Below are 16,240 nucleotides of genomic sequence, written 5' to 3'. Positions count from 1 at the left end.
AATTAAATTTTTCATACTCTATTATATACCCATACAGGTATAGGTTTTTGTGTGATACATGAAAAAATTAAATAATAAATAACATGGAGGTTTGAAATATGTCTAGAAAAATTGTTGTAGTAGGCGGAGTTGCTGGCGGGGCATCAGTAGCTGCAAGGCTTCGTCGTTTAAGTGAGGAAGATGAAATTATTATGGTTGAACGCGGTGAATACATTTCGTTCGCAAACTGTGGATTGCCATATTATATTGGCGGTGTCATTACAGAAAGACAAAAGTTATTAGTACAAACTGTTGAAAGGATGTCAAAACGTTTTAATTTAGATATACGTGTATTGAGTGAAGTTGTAAAGATTAATAAAGAAGAGAAAACAATTACGATAAAGAATGTAACTACAGATGAAACATATAACGAGGAATATGATGTTTTGATTCTTTCACCAGGGGCGAAACCAATTGTTCCACCTATTCCGGGCATTGAAGAAGCGAAGGCGTTGTTTACGTTACGAAATGTACCTGATACAGATCGTATAAAAGCGTATATTGATGAGAAGAAACCACGTCATGCGACGGTTATTGGTGGAGGATTTATTGGAGTGGAAATGGTTGAGAATTTAAGAGAACGCGGGATTGATGTTATTCTTGTAGAGATGGCGAATCAAGTAATGCCACCAATCGATTATGAAATGGCAGCATACGTACATGAACATATGAGAAATCACAATGTTGAGCTTGTTTTAGAAGATGGTGTAGATGCGTTAGAAGAAGACGGGGCTATTGTACGTTTAAAAAGTGGCTCAGTTATAAAAACAGATATGATTATTTTAGCAATTGGTGTACAACCAGAGAGTAGTTTAGCGAAAGAGGCAGGATTAGCATTAGGAGTTAGAGGAACGATAAAGGTAAATGAGAAATTTCAAACATCTGACCCATATGTATATGCAATTGGTGATGCGATTGAAGTGAAAGATTTTGTTACAGAAATAGAAACGATGATTCCTTTAGCGTGGCCAGCTAATCGTCAAGGTCGCATGTTAGCAGATATTATTCATGGTCATACGGATTCTTTATATAAAGGTACGATGGGAACTTCTGTGGCTAAAGTTTTTGATTTAACAGTTGCTTCGACTGGAGTGAATGAGAAAATATTAAAACGACTAAATATACCCTATGAGGTAGTACATGTACAGGCAAATTCTCATGCGGGATATTATCCGAATGCTACGCCTGTGCTAATAAAATTAATCTTTAATAAAGAAAGCGGAAAAATTTATGGAGCGCAGGCGTTAGGGCGTGATGGTGTAGATAAGCGTATTGATGTTATTGCAACGGCAATGAAGGCAAACTTAACTGTAATCGATTTGCCGGATTTAGAATTATCATATGCCCCGCCCTATTCTGCTGCAAAAGACCCAGTAAACATGGTGGGGTATGCGGCAAGTAATATAGTAGATGGTTTTGTGGACACAGTGCAATGGCATGAAATAGATCACATTGTTAAAAATGGTGGATATCTTATTGATGTTCGAGAGCCTAATGAACTAAAACAGGGAATGATTAAAGACTCTATTAATATTCCGTTAGATGAATTACGTGATCGATTGGATGAAGTGCCAATGGACAAAGAAATATATATCACTTGCCAACTTGGTATGAGAGGGTATGTTGCAGCGCGCATGTTAATGGAAAAAGGATATAAGGTAAAGAACTTAGATGGTGGCTTTAAATTATACGGAACAGTAGTACCAGAATGTGTTGTATATTAATATTTTTTCATCTTCCACTTCAAAATTTGGTGGAAGATGAAAGCCTATATAGTAAGGTTTCACTTCTTGTTTTGTGAACATATAAGATAAATATTAAAAATAGGGGTTTACAAAATACCCTATAGGGTATAATATATTGTCATAGGTTATAAATAGTGACATAATGGTAATGAGGTGATTATAGGATGGAATATAATCAAGATATGAAAAATAGATTGAAACGTATTGAAGGTCAAGTTCGTGGTGTGCTTCGTATGATGGAAGAAGGAAAAGATTGCCGAGAGGTTATTACACAGTTAACGGCATCTCGTTCTGCCCTTGATCGTACAATTGGGCTCGTTGTTGGGACTAATTTAGAGCAATGTTTGCGTGAGCAGTTTGAAAGTGGTAATGGTTCAAATGAAGAGTTAATTAAAGAAGCTGTTCAATTACTTGTAAAAAGCCGATAATCTGTCAAATATAATTGTTGACAGATTTTCAAAAACATTTTAATATACCCCTACAGGTATATGTATATAAGTTGTGGAGGAATCAATTATGAGTATAAAAGTGGATATGAGTTTAGATTGTAAAGGGTTGGCTTGTCCGATGCCGATTGTGAAAACGAAGAAGGCGATAGAAGGATTAGCACCAGGGCAAGTGATTGAAGTTCAGGCAACAGATAAAGGATCTACGGTAGATATAAAAAGTTGGGCGGGTAAAGTAGGACATCAATATATCGGGACGAAACACGAGGATGATGTATTGGTGCATTATGTTAGGAAAGCAAACGAGCATGAAGTGAATGAAATTGTGAAATATCCACATACAATTACGAATGCAGAATTACAGTCTATATTGTCTCATGGAGAAGAGAGCATTGTATTAGATGTTCGCGAAGCAGCGGAATTTGCTTTTGGTCATATTCCATCCGCCATTTCGGTACCATTAGGTGAATTAGACAGCGCAGTATTAGATAAGACGAAGCAAATTTATGTTATTTGCCGAACTGGTAATCGCAGTGATATAGCTTGCCAAATGTTGAAAGAGAAAGGTTATTCAAATGTGAAAAATGTCATTCCAGGTATGTTAGAGTGGCAAGGGAATATAGAGAAATAAATTTTTTGAATAAAAATATACCTATGGGGGTAATAGAGTGAGTGTTAAACCGTTACAAGCAAAAGATGTGGCAGAGAAAGTGTTATTCGGAGAGTTATTCATTTTAGATGTTCGTAATGAGGCGGATTATGAAGATTGGAAAATTGAAGGGAAACAAGTTTCTTCTATTAATAAACCTTATTTTGACTTGTTAGATGGTGTAGATCATATTGTCAGTGAACTACCTAAAGATAAAGATGTTTTAGTAGTATGTGCAAAAGAAGGGTCTTCTATATTTGTAGCAGAGCAATTAACAGAGGCTAGATTAGAAAATATTTACTATTTATCTGGTGGTATGAAGGCTTGGAGTGAATATGTAAAGCCTATAAAAGTGGGAGATTTAAAAGATGGCGGAAGTATGTATCAGTTTAACCGTCTTGGAAAAGGTTGCTTATCATATATGGTTATTTCAAACGGTGAAGCAGCAGTTATTGATGCAGTAAGAACAGTTGAAGCGTACGAAGAGTTTGCGAAAGAGCATGGCGTTACGATTACGAATGTAATGGATACACATTTACATGCAGACCATATTTCCGGAGGACGTAAGTTAGCGGAAAAGGTAGGTGGTACGTATTGGTTACCACCAAAAGATGCAGAGGAAGTTGTTTTCTCATACGAACCGCTTGTTGAAGGATCTGTTATTACGGTGGGGGGTACTAAAATTGTAATTGACGCATTATACTCACCAGGGCATACGATTGGAAGTACGTCATTCATTGTAGATGATTCTTATTTATTATCAGGCGATATTTTATTTGTAGATTCAATTGGGCGTCCTGATCTTGCTGGTAAGGCTGAAGATTGGGTGAGTGATTTACGTAATACTTTGTATAGCCGATATAAAGAGCTATCTCAAAATTTAGTTGTGTTACCGGCTCATTATTCAAAAATAAGTGAAATGAACGAAAGTGGTATCGTTAGTGCAAAATTAAAAGATTTATTTGAGCATAATGCAGGATTAAATATTGAGGATGAGGGAGAGTTCCGTAAAGTTGTAACAGAAAACTTACCACCTCAGCCAAATGCATATGAAGAAATTCGTCAAACCAATATGGGTAAAATTCACCCAAGTGTGGATAAAGAGCGTGAAATGGAGATTGGTCCAAATCGTTGTGCAGTGCACGAATAATGAAATAAATAAAAAATGGAGGAATTGATGATGAATATAAAACAAGTGTTAGATGCGAAAGGTTTAGCATGTCCAATGCCGATTGTAAGAACAAAGAGATCAATGGATGCTCTACAAACTGGAGAAGTGTTAGAAATACATGTAACGGATAAAGGGTCAGTTAAGGATATTCCAGCGTGGGCAAATAAATGTGGCCATGACATCGTAAAGCTTGAAGAAGAAGGCGATGTGCTGAAGTTTTGGATTAGGAAGGCGTAGTGAAGCAATAGTTTTGTAAATATAGAGAGGTTGGTTATATGAACACAATATTAAGTACGCTTTTCATTGTACTTGCTGCATGGTTTGTTATTTCACGATTTTTACCAGTGAAAGGTGTTCAAAATATAAATGGCAAAGAATTGAAAAGTATAGTGGGGAAAAAAGGGAAGTATTTTATTGATGTCCGTACAGTAGGTGAATATAGAGGGAATCATATGAAAGGCTTTCAAAATATCCCCCTAAATGATCTAGCAAGTAAGGCGAATCAATTAGATAAGAATAAGGAAGTAATCGTTATTTGCCAAAGTGGAATGAGAAGTAAGCAAGCAGCAAAGGTATTAAAGAAATTAGGATTTCAGCACGTTATCAATGTTTCAGGCGGTATGAATGGTTTGTGAGGAGGGAGTTTAAAATGAAAGAAATGACAGTAAAAGAATTGGAAGAAAAATTGTTACGTAAAGAAGCAGTAAATATCATGGACGTACGTGAAGTAGAAGAAGTAGCCGAAGGGAAAATTCCAGAAGCGTGTAATATTCCACTAGGACTATTAGAGTTTCGTATGCATGAGTTGGATAAAAAGAAAGAGTATATTATCGTTTGTCGTTCTGGCGGAAGAAGTGCACGAGCAGTTCAGTTTTTAGAGAGCTACGGTTTTCAAGCAATTAATATGGTAGGTGGTATGTTAGCATGGGAAGGTAAAGTCGTATAGTACAGGGATACATGATTTGAGCCTTTTTATAAATGATAAAATACCCCTATAGGTAATCGGAGGGAGAACAACATGGAACAACAGAAGAAAACAACAATCGTTTTATTTAGCGGAGATTATGATAAAGCAATGGCTGCTTATATTATTGCAAATGGTGCAGCGGCGTATGATCAAGAGGTAACTATTTTTCATACTTTTTGGGGATTAAATGCTTTAAGGAAAGATGAGCATGTGAAGGTAAAGAAAACTTTTATAGAAAAAGTGTTTGGAAAAATGATGCCACGCGGTGCGGATAAGATGGGATTATCAAAAATGAATTTTGCAGGTATGGGACCAAAGATGATTAAAGGTATTATGAAAAAACATAATGCGATGCCTTTACCAGATTTAATCGATTTGGCGAAAGAACAGGGGATTAAACTTGTCGCTTGTCAAATGACAGTAGATTTATTAGGGTTAAAAGAGGAAGAGATTATGGAAGGGGTAGAGTTTGCAGGAGTAGGAGCTTATTTAGCAGATGCTTCGGATGGGAATGTAAACTTATTCATTTAATTCATCTTCTTTCTAGAAGGGAGGGGATGTAAGATGAGCTTAGTCGTATTACTTTTTATAATTGGATTTATAGGATCGTTTATATCAGGAATGGTTGGAATTGGCGGTGCGATTATTAATTATCCGATGATCTTATACATTCCGGTATTGCTAGGATTTTCTGGCTATACATCACATGAAGTGAGCGGTATTACAGCGGTACAAGTATTCTTTGCAACTTTTGCAGGGGCATGGGCCTATCGGAAAAGTAATGATATGGATAAAACGCTAGTTGTATATATGGGAGCTAGTATATTAATAGGAAGTTTCATAGGGAGTTTTGGTGCTAACGTATTAGCGGAACATACGGTCAATGTTGTTTATGCAGCTTTAGCCACAATTGCTGCTATTATGATGTTTGTACCGAAACAAAATAATAGTGGAGATGTGAAGTATAATAAATGGTTAGCAAGCTTGTTAGCGTTCGTTGTAGGGGGAGCTTCAGGCATTATAGGAGCTGGAGGTTCGTTCCTTTTAGTTCCCATTATGCTAGTTATTTTAAAATTACCACTGCGCATGACGATCGCAACATCTATCGCTATTACGTTTATTTCCTCAATAGGGATTACTACAGGAAAAATGGTTACTGGGCAAGTAGTTATCATTCCAGCTCTAATTATTGCGGTTGCAAGTATATTTGCTGCGCCACTTGGAGCACGAGTCGGGAAGAGGCTAAATCAAAAAGTACTGCAATATGTATTGTCCACTTTAATTGTAGGCACTGCTGTTAAAATGTGGATCGATATGATATCAAAATAAAAGGATGGTGCTGCTTACAGCCCATCCTTTTATTTATTGCCCGTAAACCTAACGGATTATAGTTTTACTTTATGCCCAAATAACTTTCATTAAGTTTTTATATTCGTCATTTGCTAATTTATATAGCATTCTCGTATGTTCAAAGACAAGTGCTGGATTAAAGTTTGGTTCTGAGAATGCAAGAGATGTTGAAATATCAATTGCATTTTGCTTATTTAATGTGAATTTTGCAAAGCGATAAGATGTATTTAATTCATTGATGACATGTAAAATATCATTTGTTGATGTTGCATCAGGCACGTGAGCAACATTGAAGCAGTATATATCCACCGTAGGATGTTCGTTTTGGAAAGCAGCGATAAGTTGAATCTTTGCGCCAGCTTCAGTCTCTAATCCTACTGAAAAATGAACAGAGCCATCATTTTCATCTATATTTTCTTCCATGTATATATCGTTAGATTTTAAGTAGTCTTTAAAATCTGAGATGTTATGTTTTACTGCAGCTTTCATATGTATGAGCCCCCTGATAATTGGAATAGATTGCTACTATTTATTATAATTTAAAAATATTAAAAAAGATAGTTAGAAAGTTCTGATTTTTATATTTGGAAGAATATAAAGAAGCGGTTCTCTACCTCCATAGAGAACCGCTTCTATATTATTCATTGTCATTAGACGATGTTTCTGTATCTTCACTGCTATTTTTGTTCTTATTTTTCACTTCATTGTTATTTGATTCGCGTTCACTTGAATTTTCAGACTTAGATTCTTTTGTCTTTTTCGAATCAGAGTTTGAGTCAGACTTTGTATATGCAGGTAGCCCAAGATGAGTACGAAGTTCATTTGTAACATTAGCTAATTCTTTTTTATCTGGATTGTAGTAGTAAGTTCGACCACCACCAGCAGATTTGCTACAAGTATCGTCACCTTTTGCCATGTAGCAATCATCACCTTGGATTTGTAATTTCTCAATTTCCGAATCCGATCCATATTTATAGAATGAAAGCATATCATCAAATGTTAAGTTTGTAACGAATTGTCCGTTAATATCATCAATGATGTTGCCAACTTTTGTTACAGAACCAACACTTGTTAGTTTCTTTAAAATAGCCTCGATAACGAGTTGTTGACGTTGTCCACGCATTGCATCACTATCGATGTGCCTTGTTCTAGCAAGAGCAAGAGCTTCTTCGCCATTTAGCTTTTGAACACCTTTTTCTAGATGAATAGCCTCAGCATTATCATTGCTATCTTGCTCAGTAAATTCAACTGGTACATCAACTTCAACACCGCCCAAGTCATCGACGATTTTTATAAATGATTTAAAGTTGAATTTTACAAAATAATCGACAGGAACATTCATTAATTTTTCAACTGCATCAATGCTTGCTTGTGGTCCACCATTTTTTCCGTTTTTAGCAGAACCGAATGCATGAGCGTGTGTAATTTTATCTTTTTTCTTTTCTATTGGAATATAAGTATATGTGTCACGTGGGATACTTAATAGTTTAACAGTTTTGCTATCTTTATTAAATGTTGCAAGTAAAAGCGCGTCTGTTCTTATAGCTTCACCATATTCTTTTCCACGGACATCGCTTTCATCGACACCCATTATTAAAACAGAGACATTGTTTGTAATAGGTTTTACAGCCTTATCACGTAAATCAGATTTATCACCGCGTGCTAAATCGTGTGCGGCATTTCGAACAGCAGAAGATGCTTTATTTACTAAAAACCAAGTATAACCGCCGCCTATTAATAAAACGAATAGTATAGCGCTTATAATAATTTTTATTTTTTTCTTATTTTTTTTCGGTTTATTGCGTGTATTTTCTTGCAAAGATGGGTTTTGCTCCATTTCCTGTACTCCTTCATTTGGATTGAAATACGACACTCATATCCACTTATTATAATGAAATTTAGCGAAAAAAAACATTACAAAACATTTACATTTCGTAAAAATTCAATATATTTATAAAAAGTCAGATTTTCTATATATTATTTGTCAGATGTAGAATAAGTATAAGGGCTTTTAGTAGAAATGAAAATATATATTATGAGAAAGTGATAGGGAAGTAAGATTTGTTGAAATATAGCCAAGAAGAAATGAGTAAGCTTACTTATTTCTTCTATATAATAAAGAAGAATTTGACGGATAAAGGAGAGAGCATAATGAATCATACATCATTCCGAGCAATCGTTGTGAACGAAAAGGAAAATCATCAGTTTGTAAGAAAAGTTGTTGAGAGAGAAGTAAGTAGTTTACCTGAGGGAGACGTATTCATACAAGTTCATTATTCTTCATTAAATTATAAAGATGCTCTTTCAGCTACTGGTAATAAAGGTGTTACGAGAACATATCCTCATACGCCAGGAATTGATGCTGCAGGAGTAGTTGTGAGTAGTGAAGATGCTACCATTAAAGCAGGAGATCAAGTTATTGTAACGGGATATGACTTAGGTATGAATACCTCTGGTGGTTTCGGAGAATATATTCGCGTGCCATCATCTTGGGTCGTGCCTTTACCAGAAGGAATGTCATTAAAGGAAAGTATGATGTATGGGACAGCAGGTTTTACTGCGGCGTTGTCGGTATATAAGCTTATTGGGGCAGGAATCAAGCCTAATATGGGAGATGTTTTAGTAACGGGTGCTACAGGCGGCGTAGGCAGTGTAGCTGTTAGTATATTAAGTAAGTTAGGGTTTAACGTAGTAGGAGCGACAGGAAAAATGGAAGAGAAAGATATGCTACTACGTCTAGGAGCGAAAAAAGTGATTCATCGCGCGGAATTGAATGATGAATCAGGAAGACCGATGTTAAAAGGGATATACGCCGGAGTTATTGATACTGTAGGTGGACGTATGTTAGAAACAGCTTTAAAAACAGTAAAGTATGGTGGTTGTGTAACGACATGCGGTAATGTGGCAGGCCAGGAATTACAAACAACGGTATATCCGTTTATTTTACGAGGCATAAGCCTTTTAGGGATAGATTCTGTGCAATGTCCAGCAGATGTGAGAAGTGATGTGTGGACGCTCTTAGCAAATGAATGGAGTAATAAAGAGTTAAGATCTTATACAGGAGAATGTACATTAGAAGAATTAGAGGAGAAGTTTACACTTATATTGCAAGGAAAGTTAAAAGGAAGAACAGTTGTTAAAATATAATAAGAAAGAGACGCTTACGTTAGCGTCTCTTTCTTATTATAATGATTGTTTTAAATTGATTTTTCCTTGTTCGCCTAAAACACCGTCAGCGATATTTACAGCGTGATCGCCAATGCGCTCTAAGTTACTTACCATATCGACGAAGATGATACTTGCATCACCTGAACAGCTGCGTTCGTTTAGACGTAATACGTGACGTTTACGAAGAACACGTTCCATTTGGTCGATTTTGCGTTCTTTAGCAATAACAGTTTGAGCTAGTTCAGTATCGAAGTTTGTTAAAGCTTCAACTGAGTCTTGTAGTGTTGAAATTGTTAATTCCAGCATTTCATTTAATTCAGCTAGTGCTTCGTCTGATAGTGAAACACGGTTTGAAATTTGGAAATCTACAAGTTCTACAAGGTTTTCTACATGATCACCGACACGTTCAATATCTCCAACAACACCTGCTAAAACGGAATGTTTTTCAGAATCCGTAGGCGAAAGCGGCTTTTCTGATAGTAAAACTAAATACTCGGTAATTTTTTTATCTAAATTGTTAATAGCTCCTTCTAATTGAGTAGCCATGTCAGCGTGTTTTTTGTCTTGTGTATTTAAAAATTGGTTTGCTTCTTTTAATCCATGTAATGAAAACTCAGCCATACGGATAATTTCTTTTTGAGCTTCTGTTAAAGCGATAGCTGGAGATTGCTCAATAAAAATTGGGTTTAAATGCTGCGGTTTGAAATCAATAGCAGAATCTTCGCCGCGAATAAGTTTTGTTACAATCCATGCTAATACAGCGATAAATGGGAATTGAATAACTGCATTTGTTACGTTAAATGTTCCGTGTGCAAATGCAATTGTCATTTCTGGATTTAAGTTTAATGATGTTTGGAAATATTGAATTAAGCTTGTAAATGGTACTAATAAAATCGTAAATATAATTGTACCGACGATATTAAAGATAACGTGAACTAATGCTGCACGTCTTGCGGCAATAGAAGTACCGATTGCTGCTAATACAGCTGTAATTGTTGTACCGATGTTATCACCGAATAATACAGGAAGGGCAGCTTGTAAATCGATTGCACCTTGACCGAATAGTTCTTGTAAAATACCGATAGTTGCACTTGAACTTTGTACAATTAAAGTAAAGACTGTACCGACAACAACTCCTAAAATTGGATTATCACTCATACTAACCGTTAATTCTTGGAAGGATTCTAAAGAGCGAAGAGGTTTCATACCTGTGCTCATTAATTCCAAACCGAAGAATAACATACCAAAGCCGAATATAACTTGACCTAAAGAATGTACTTTTTTATTTTTAAAGAAGAATAATAAGATAGCTCCAACTGCCATAATTGGGAGAGCGTATTCTCCGATTTTAATTCCGATAATAAATGCAGTAACTGTCGTACCGATGTTTGCACCCATAATAACACCGATTGCTTGTCTTAATGTCATAAATCCGGCACTTACAAGTCCGACTGTTAAAGCGGTTGTTCCTGAACTGGATTGGATTAATACAGTAACTAACATACCTGCTAGTACACCCATAAGTGGGTTTGTTGTAAAACGATCTAGAATATCACGAAGACGATCTCCAGCTGCTTGTTGCAGTCCATCGCCCATGTATTTAATCCCGAATAAGAAAATACCTAATCCACCAATGAACTGGAAGATCATATCTTGAACATTATATTCCACGCATTCCACTCCTTAAATTTCATGTACGATGTAATTATTAACTGAACCTTGAGTCACTGTAAATGGTTTGCTAGTAAAATTTACACTAAATTTACAAAGGGTAGAAAAGTTTACAATACCTTAAAGAAACAGCTGTATTTTATTGGTTTTCATCATGTGTAAATCTTAATTTTGTAAAAAAATCACACTCTTTAGAATAGTGTTTTTCATTTGAATATCAAGGAAAGCGTCTGCGAGTTCATCGTATATTTTTTGATGAAAGTTAAAAAAATATGTAGGAAAATGCATGTAGTTTTATAACAGCAAAACGAGGGGAAATAATTCTTTTAACACGATAAAAAAGCCACTGAATTATCCAGCAGCTTTTTCCGTGTTTTTATCGCCATGCTTTTGTTTTCTTATGCTTGTAATGTAAATGAAGAGAAAAGCAATAAGTAATAGAGAGGAGTAACGATATACAGTTGCATAGTTTGTAAAATGAGCAATAAATCCAAATATAATCGCTCCAGCGCCGATTCCAAGGTCAAATGCGGAGAAGAATGTAGCCGTTGCTACGCCGCGTCGATGCGGTGCTACGCGGTCAATCATCCATGCTTGTAGTGCAGGTTGGATCGCTCCAAAACCACTTCCGTAACATGCTGCAGCAATAATTAAGCTCGGAATTGTCGTCGTATACGACAATAAAATAATGCCTGTAAAAGTTATAATAACTCCCGGAATGATGACGAATGTATGGCCTTTCGCATCATATAGCTTTCCAGAGAATGGACGAGTTACAGCGATTGCTAGTGCGTTACATAAAAAGAAGAGACTAATATCAGCTATGCCGACTTCTGTAGCAAATAGAGTGATAAAACTTCCGATTCCTCCGTACATTAATGTAATACATAATATTAATAATGAAGGAAGTAAAGCTTTACGCTCAATAAATCCATCGAGAAAAGTACTAGATGATTGTTGTGGAGGCTGTTTCGATTTTTGGATTTGAAGTAGTTTCGTTAATATTAATGAAACAATTGTGCACGATAATGCACATAAAAAAAGAATTGTGAAGTTATATGTTTGCATAAGCCATAGTCCGATAAGTGGACCGAGGGCCATTGCAATTGTTCCAGAAAGGCCAAAATATCCCATGCCTTCTCCGCGGCGAGCTGAGGGAATTAAATCAGAAACGACAGTTCCATATGTAGTCGTTGTAATACCGAAACCAGCTCCGTGTAAAATACGAACAGCAAGCAAGAGAAAGATAGTTGAGGCGAAAAGGTAACTGCCCATAGCGAGTAAACAGATAGCAGTGCCGATCATTAAAATGATTTTTTTATTGAATTTTTGCAAGGCGTTCCCAGTTAGCGGTCTAACAAAAAGTGCCGCAACGGTAAACATGCCGACAACAAATCCGATATTGGAACTTGTGCCACCAATTTCTTTCACATAAACAGGTAAGGTTGGAATTAACATTTGAAACCCTAAAAACATACATAAGTTTGCAAAAATTAAAGCAACAAACTCTTTTGTCCATAACGGTTCTCGTTTTACGAGTATTGCTTCTCCCATATATTCATCCCCTATATAAAATTTTCTCTTTTCTTTCGAGTATATGTATTGGTCAATGCAACAGTCAAGGAAGGTGTCTTGAAAACGGATAACAATTTTTAAGATGAAAAACTGACAAATTTGTGTAAAAGCTACACAACTATGAAAAAAAGATGTAAAGTATAGATGTATAGACTTGTAGGTGTTAAGAATGATAGAAATTGTTTTTTCTTTAAAGAAAGCGGATTCAAAAGAGTAGTGAACAAGAAGGGGATATATACTTTTTTACTACATATATTTGAAAAGGTTTACAATATGATGAAGAAAGAGGCGTGTACATATGAGACGATTAGGTATTTCTATTTATCCAGAACATTCAACAGTAGAGAAAGATAAGGAGTATTTAACATTAGCAAGTAAATATGGATTTACACGTATGTTCACATGTTTATTATCTGTGGATGGAGAAAAAGAGAAAATTATAGAAGAATTTAAAGAAACGATCTCTCATGCGAATGCATTAGGGTTCCAAGTATTAGTTGATATTAGTCCATCTGTTTTTGAACAATTAGGTATTTCGTATAATGATTTATCATTCTTCCATGAATTAGGTGCGTACGGTATTCGTTTAGATGTTGGTTTCTCAGGATTAGAAGAATCAATTATGACTTATAATCCGTATGGTTTGAAAATTGAGATTAATATGAGTAATGGTACGAAGTATGTAGATAACATTATGAGTCATAGACCAAATCGTGAAAATTTAATTGGTTGTCATAATTTTTATCCGCATCGTTATTCAGGATTATCATACGATCATTTCATTAAATGCTCGAAACAATTTAAAGATTACGGTATGAGAACGGCAGCTTTTATTTCATCATTTGATGCAACATACGGACCTTGGCCAGTAACAGAAGGGTTATGTACATTAGAGCAGCATCGTGAATTACCGATGACAACACAGGCGAAGCATTTATTCGCGACTGAATTAATTGATGATGTTATTATTGCAAACGCATATGCGTCAGAAGAAGAATTACAAGCACTAGGTGCATTAAATAAAGAGAAACAAACATTTGATATAGAAATATATGATACAACGACAGAACTAGAAAGAATTATCGTATTAGACGAACCACATTTTTATCGCGGAGATGTATCTGAATATATGATTCGTTCTACACAAAGTCGTGTGAAATATAAAAAAGAAGAATTTAAACCTCATAATACGCGCGAAATTAAGCGTGGAGATTTATTAATTGATAATGAACAATATGGCCAGTATAAAGGCGAATTACAAATTGCATTAAAAGATATGGTGAATACAGGAAAAACAAATGTAGTTGGTCGAATTGTAGAAGAAGAGATTTTCTTACTAGACTATTTACAAGCATGGGATAAATTCGGATTTACATTAAAGAAATAGAGAGAATATAAAGGGGAAAAACTACTGATTTCAGCAGCTTTTCCCCCTTTATATATAAAGAGCGAGAGGAAGAGCTATGACAAAGGTGCATCAGCGATTAATTTCTATTTTAGAGGAATTTTTAGAAGAGAAATCGATGTTAAATCGAGCTTTTTTAGCAGACCGTTTACATGTATCAACGAAGACGATTCAAAAGGATATAAAATTATTAAATGATATATTGGAAGAAAACGGAGCGAAAATCGAATCGCAAAGAGGGAATGGGTACGAATTAGAAATTATACAAAAGAAGAAATTTGAAGACTTTTGTGTGAGTCTATTTCAAAAACAGACGGAAAAGATCCCAACTTCTTATGAAGAAAGAATAGCGTACATTCTGCAGCGTGTTTTAACGACAGAGGGATATGTGAAGCTTTCAGAATTAGCGGAAGAGATTTATGTGAGCAAATCAACGGTCAATTTAATTATGAAAGATGTTACAGATATATGTAGTCGCTATAAATTACAAATTGAGAAGAGACCGTATTATGGTATGCGTATTGTTGGAGAGGAATTTAATATTCGTTCTTGTTTATCACAATATGGTTTACCGCGTTATGACCATACTCCGTTTCATGAGCAATTTGAGCAGACGGAGACGTATTTATCGCTACCGCATATATCACTCATTCGTTCAATTATATTAAAGTATATTGAAGGCGGAACAATATATTTATCTGATATAGAAATTGATAATTTAGTCATTCATATTGCAATCGCATTAAAGCGTTGTCAAAGTCAACATTATATGAAAGGACTGCATGCGGAGCAATCAGAACTTATACTAAAGAAAGAATATACAATTGCGAAGCAGATTTTAGGAGATTTAGAGAAAGAGTTGAAATTTTCATTTCCAGAAGAAGAAGTATTATATGTGACGATGCATTTATTAAGTACTGCTGTTACAACGAGAGATCGCTATGAAAATGTAGAAGAGCTATTAGGGAAAGATATATATGCATTTATGCAACATATTCTTTTTAAAGTAGCGGAAGAACGGAATCTTATTTTTTATTATGATGAAGAATTATTATTTGGATTTGGTATTCATTTAAAAACGTTATTAAATCGTTTGAAGTATAAGTTAAATACGAGAAATCCTCTTTTGGCAGAAGTGAAAAAGAATTATCCGTATGCTTTTGAAATTGCGGTTCTTGTTGGAGATATCATTGGTGAATATACGGGTGAATCGATCCCTGAAAGTGAAATTGGTTATATTGCAATTCACTTCGGCGGAGCGATGAGCCGTTTGCAGGAGCAAAATCAAAAGAAAAGATGCTTATTAGTTTGTGCGACTGGTCAAGGAAGTGCACAACTATTAAAATATAAAATTTTATCACAGTTCCGAGATAAATTAGAGATTGTAGGTATTACAGGCTATTATCAATTGAAAGTAGAAGATCTTTATAAAGAAAAAATAGATTGTATTATTAGTACGATTCATATACCGAGTGGCTTGCCTGTTCCAGTTATAAAAGTGAATTCAATATTTGATGATAAAGAGATTAAATCGATTGGTCAGCGGTTGTTTACGCATGTGAATACTAGTGTGCAGCCTTATATTAAGGAAGATTTAATCTTTTTAAATCATAATGCTTCTACGAAAGAGGATGTTATTCAGTTTTTATGTGAGAAAGCTGCTGAGAAACGCTATGTACCAGAAAACTTTTATGCTTCTGTTATGGAAAGAGAAAATACGTCTCCGACAGCGGTTGGGAATTCAGTTGCAATCCCGCATCCGATGCAGTTATTAAGTGAGGAAACTTTTCTGATGTTTTGCACACTTGAAAAGGCTGTTGATTGGGGAGATAAAAAAGTACAAGTAATTATTTTATTTAGTGTAAAGCGCAATAATAATGAAGATTTGCAAAGGCTTTATGATTTTTTATATGATATTATGTCTAGTCAAACTACGATAGAGAAACTTACTCAGACCGAGGTAATTGAAGATTTTCAAGAGATTTTATTATCATTTTGAAAAAGTATATAAAAACTTCCGTTACATAACGGAAGTTTTTTATGTTTAATTGTAT

At 35.2% G+C, this 16,240-nt stretch carries 16 protein-coding genes; 12 read left to right on the top strand and 4 right to left on the bottom strand.

From position 1 onward, the window contains the following. Window positions 1–98 precede the first annotated feature (98 nt). The 9 genes from cdr (at window position 99) to ACQGS6_RS05990 (ending at window position 6,346) form a co-directional block, all read left to right on the top strand. Window positions 99–1,763, top strand: a complete 1,665-nt coding sequence (gene cdr / locus ACQGS6_RS06030; protein ID WP_000087580.1) for a CoA-disulfide reductase — start codon at window positions 99–101, stop codon at window positions 1,761–1,763. A 185-nt stretch (window positions 1,764–1,948) separates the two neighbouring features. Then, window positions 1,949–2,212: a metal-sensitive transcriptional regulator gene (locus tag ACQGS6_RS06025; RefSeq protein WP_000456206.1), complete on the top strand. Its 264-nt coding sequence runs from the start codon at window positions 1,949–1,951 to the stop codon at window positions 2,210–2,212. Between the two features lie 88 nt (window positions 2,213–2,300). Further along, window positions 2,301–2,861: a sulfurtransferase TusA family protein gene (locus ACQGS6_RS06020; protein ID WP_000023957.1), complete on the top strand. Its 561-nt coding sequence runs from the start codon at window positions 2,301–2,303 to the stop codon at window positions 2,859–2,861. Window positions 2,862–2,898: 37 nt separating this feature from the next. Further along, window positions 2,899–4,029 (top strand): MBL fold metallo-hydrolase, encoded by a 1,131-nt coding sequence (locus ACQGS6_RS06015; protein ID WP_426964961.1) that lies wholly within the window; start codon window positions 2,899–2,901, stop codon window positions 4,027–4,029. Window positions 4,030–4,056: 27 nt separating this feature from the next. Continuing rightward, entirely contained in the window at window positions 4,057–4,287 is a 231-nt protein-coding gene (locus tag ACQGS6_RS06010) for a sulfurtransferase TusA family protein (RefSeq protein ID WP_002098804.1), read from the top strand. A 38-nt stretch (window positions 4,288–4,325) separates the two neighbouring features. Then, window positions 4,326–4,685, top strand: a complete 360-nt coding sequence (locus ACQGS6_RS06005; RefSeq protein WP_001092317.1) for a rhodanese-like domain-containing protein — start codon at window positions 4,326–4,328, stop codon at window positions 4,683–4,685. Window positions 4,686–4,699: 14 nt separating this feature from the next. Then, complete coding sequence (locus tag ACQGS6_RS06000) at window positions 4,700–4,996, top strand: rhodanese-like domain-containing protein (protein WP_000661814.1); 297 nt, start codon at window positions 4,700–4,702, stop codon at window positions 4,994–4,996. Window positions 4,997–5,068: 72 nt separating this feature from the next. Then, window positions 5,069–5,548 (top strand): DsrE/DsrF/DrsH-like family protein, encoded by a 480-nt coding sequence (locus ACQGS6_RS05995; protein ID WP_000437728.1) that lies wholly within the window; start codon window positions 5,069–5,071, stop codon window positions 5,546–5,548. Window positions 5,549–5,581: 33 nt separating this feature from the next. Then, entirely contained in the window at window positions 5,582–6,346 is a 765-nt protein-coding gene (locus ACQGS6_RS05990; RefSeq protein ID WP_000060714.1) for a sulfite exporter TauE/SafE family protein, read from the top strand. A gap of 69 nt (window positions 6,347–6,415) precedes the next feature. Here ACQGS6_RS05990 and ACQGS6_RS05985 read toward each other — a convergent pair whose 3' ends face one another. Both ACQGS6_RS05985 and ACQGS6_RS05980 read right to left on the bottom strand, forming a co-directional pair. Next, the gene (locus ACQGS6_RS05985; protein ID WP_000642362.1) at window positions 6,416–6,856 is read right to left on the bottom strand and encodes a hypothetical protein; all 441 of its coding nucleotides are present in this window, start codon (window positions 6,854–6,856) and stop codon (window positions 6,416–6,418) included. A 148-nt stretch (window positions 6,857–7,004) separates the two neighbouring features. Beyond that, window positions 7,005–8,204, bottom strand: coding sequence for an LCP family protein (locus tag ACQGS6_RS05980; protein ID WP_000437392.1), 1,200 nt, complete (start codon window positions 8,202–8,204; stop codon window positions 7,005–7,007). Window positions 8,205–8,518: 314 nt separating this feature from the next. Here ACQGS6_RS05980 and ACQGS6_RS05975 point away from each other — a divergent pair, with 314 nt between their 5' ends. Beyond that, window positions 8,519–9,514 carry a YhdH/YhfP family quinone oxidoreductase gene (locus ACQGS6_RS05975; RefSeq protein WP_001016957.1) on the top strand — a complete coding sequence of 332 codons (996 nt, stop codon included), beginning with the start codon at window positions 8,519–8,521 and terminating at the stop codon, window positions 9,512–9,514. 36 nt (window positions 9,515–9,550) lie between these two features. On the opposite strand, the gene ACQGS6_RS05970 is transcribed toward ACQGS6_RS05975, so the two are convergent. Both ACQGS6_RS05970 and ACQGS6_RS05965 read right to left on the bottom strand, forming a co-directional pair. After that, complete coding sequence (locus tag ACQGS6_RS05970; protein ID WP_000456265.1) at window positions 9,551–11,206, bottom strand: Na/Pi cotransporter family protein; 1,656 nt, start codon at window positions 11,204–11,206, stop codon at window positions 9,551–9,553. A 351-nt stretch (window positions 11,207–11,557) separates the two neighbouring features. Next, window positions 11,558–12,760, bottom strand: coding sequence for an MFS transporter (locus ACQGS6_RS05965; protein ID WP_000503237.1), 1,203 nt, complete (start codon window positions 12,758–12,760; stop codon window positions 11,558–11,560). Window positions 12,761–13,079: 319 nt separating this feature from the next. Here ACQGS6_RS05965 and ACQGS6_RS05960 point away from each other — a divergent pair, with 319 nt between their 5' ends. Both ACQGS6_RS05960 and ACQGS6_RS05955 read left to right on the top strand, forming a co-directional pair. Further along, a complete protein-coding gene (locus tag ACQGS6_RS05960) occupies window positions 13,080–14,168 on the top strand; it encodes a DUF871 domain-containing protein (protein WP_025966902.1) in 1,089 nt (362 codons plus the stop codon). Window positions 14,169–14,244: 76 nt separating this feature from the next. Further along, the gene (locus ACQGS6_RS05955; protein WP_426964959.1) at window positions 14,245–16,185 is read left to right on the top strand and encodes a BglG family transcription antiterminator; all 1,941 of its coding nucleotides are present in this window, start codon (window positions 14,245–14,247) and stop codon (window positions 16,183–16,185) included. Window positions 16,186–16,240 lie beyond the last annotated feature (55 nt).

Origin of the sequence: Bacillus sp. GMs2/2, assembly GCF_050172095.1 — a bacterium.
GTDB lineage: Bacteria > Bacillota > Bacilli > Bacillales > Bacillaceae_G > Bacillus_A > Bacillus_A cereus.
The sequence above is the reverse complement of the archived record's forward strand: the minus strand, read 5'-3'. Positions and strand labels throughout refer to the sequence as shown.

Bases quoted from the DNA above. Each gene is read 5' to 3' on its own strand.
- cdr (WP_000087580.1), top strand. From the start codon at position 99: ATGTCTAGAAAAATTGTTGTAGTAGGCGGAGTTGCTGGCGGGGCATCA.
- ACQGS6_RS05985 (WP_000642362.1), bottom strand. From the start codon at position 6,856: ATGAAAGCTGCAGTAAAACATAACATCTCAGATTTTAAAGACTACTTA.
- ACQGS6_RS05980 (WP_000437392.1), bottom strand. From the start codon at position 8,204: ATGGAGCAAAACCCATCTTTGCAAGAAAATACACGCAATAAACCGAAA.
- ACQGS6_RS05995 (WP_000437728.1), top strand. From the start codon at position 5,069: ATGGAACAACAGAAGAAAACAACAATCGTTTTATTTAGCGGAGATTAT.
- ACQGS6_RS06005 (WP_001092317.1), top strand. From the start codon at position 4,326: ATGAACACAATATTAAGTACGCTTTTCATTGTACTTGCTGCATGGTTT.
- ACQGS6_RS06020 (WP_000023957.1), top strand. From the start codon at position 2,301: ATGAGTATAAAAGTGGATATGAGTTTAGATTGTAAAGGGTTGGCTTGT.
- ACQGS6_RS05990 (WP_000060714.1), top strand. From the start codon at position 5,582: ATGAGCTTAGTCGTATTACTTTTTATAATTGGATTTATAGGATCGTTT.
- ACQGS6_RS06010 (WP_002098804.1), top strand. From the start codon at position 4,057: ATGATGAATATAAAACAAGTGTTAGATGCGAAAGGTTTAGCATGTCCA.
- ACQGS6_RS05960 (WP_025966902.1), top strand. From the start codon at position 13,080: ATGAGACGATTAGGTATTTCTATTTATCCAGAACATTCAACAGTAGAG.
- ACQGS6_RS06025 (WP_000456206.1), top strand. From the start codon at position 1,949: ATGGAATATAATCAAGATATGAAAAATAGATTGAAACGTATTGAAGGT.
- ACQGS6_RS05955 (WP_426964959.1), top strand. From the start codon at position 14,245: ATGACAAAGGTGCATCAGCGATTAATTTCTATTTTAGAGGAATTTTTA.
- ACQGS6_RS05975 (WP_001016957.1), top strand. From the start codon at position 8,519: ATGAATCATACATCATTCCGAGCAATCGTTGTGAACGAAAAGGAAAAT.
- ACQGS6_RS05965 (WP_000503237.1), bottom strand. From the start codon at position 12,760: ATGGGAGAAGCAATACTCGTAAAACGAGAACCGTTATGGACAAAAGAG.
- ACQGS6_RS06000 (WP_000661814.1), top strand. From the start codon at position 4,700: ATGAAAGAAATGACAGTAAAAGAATTGGAAGAAAAATTGTTACGTAAA.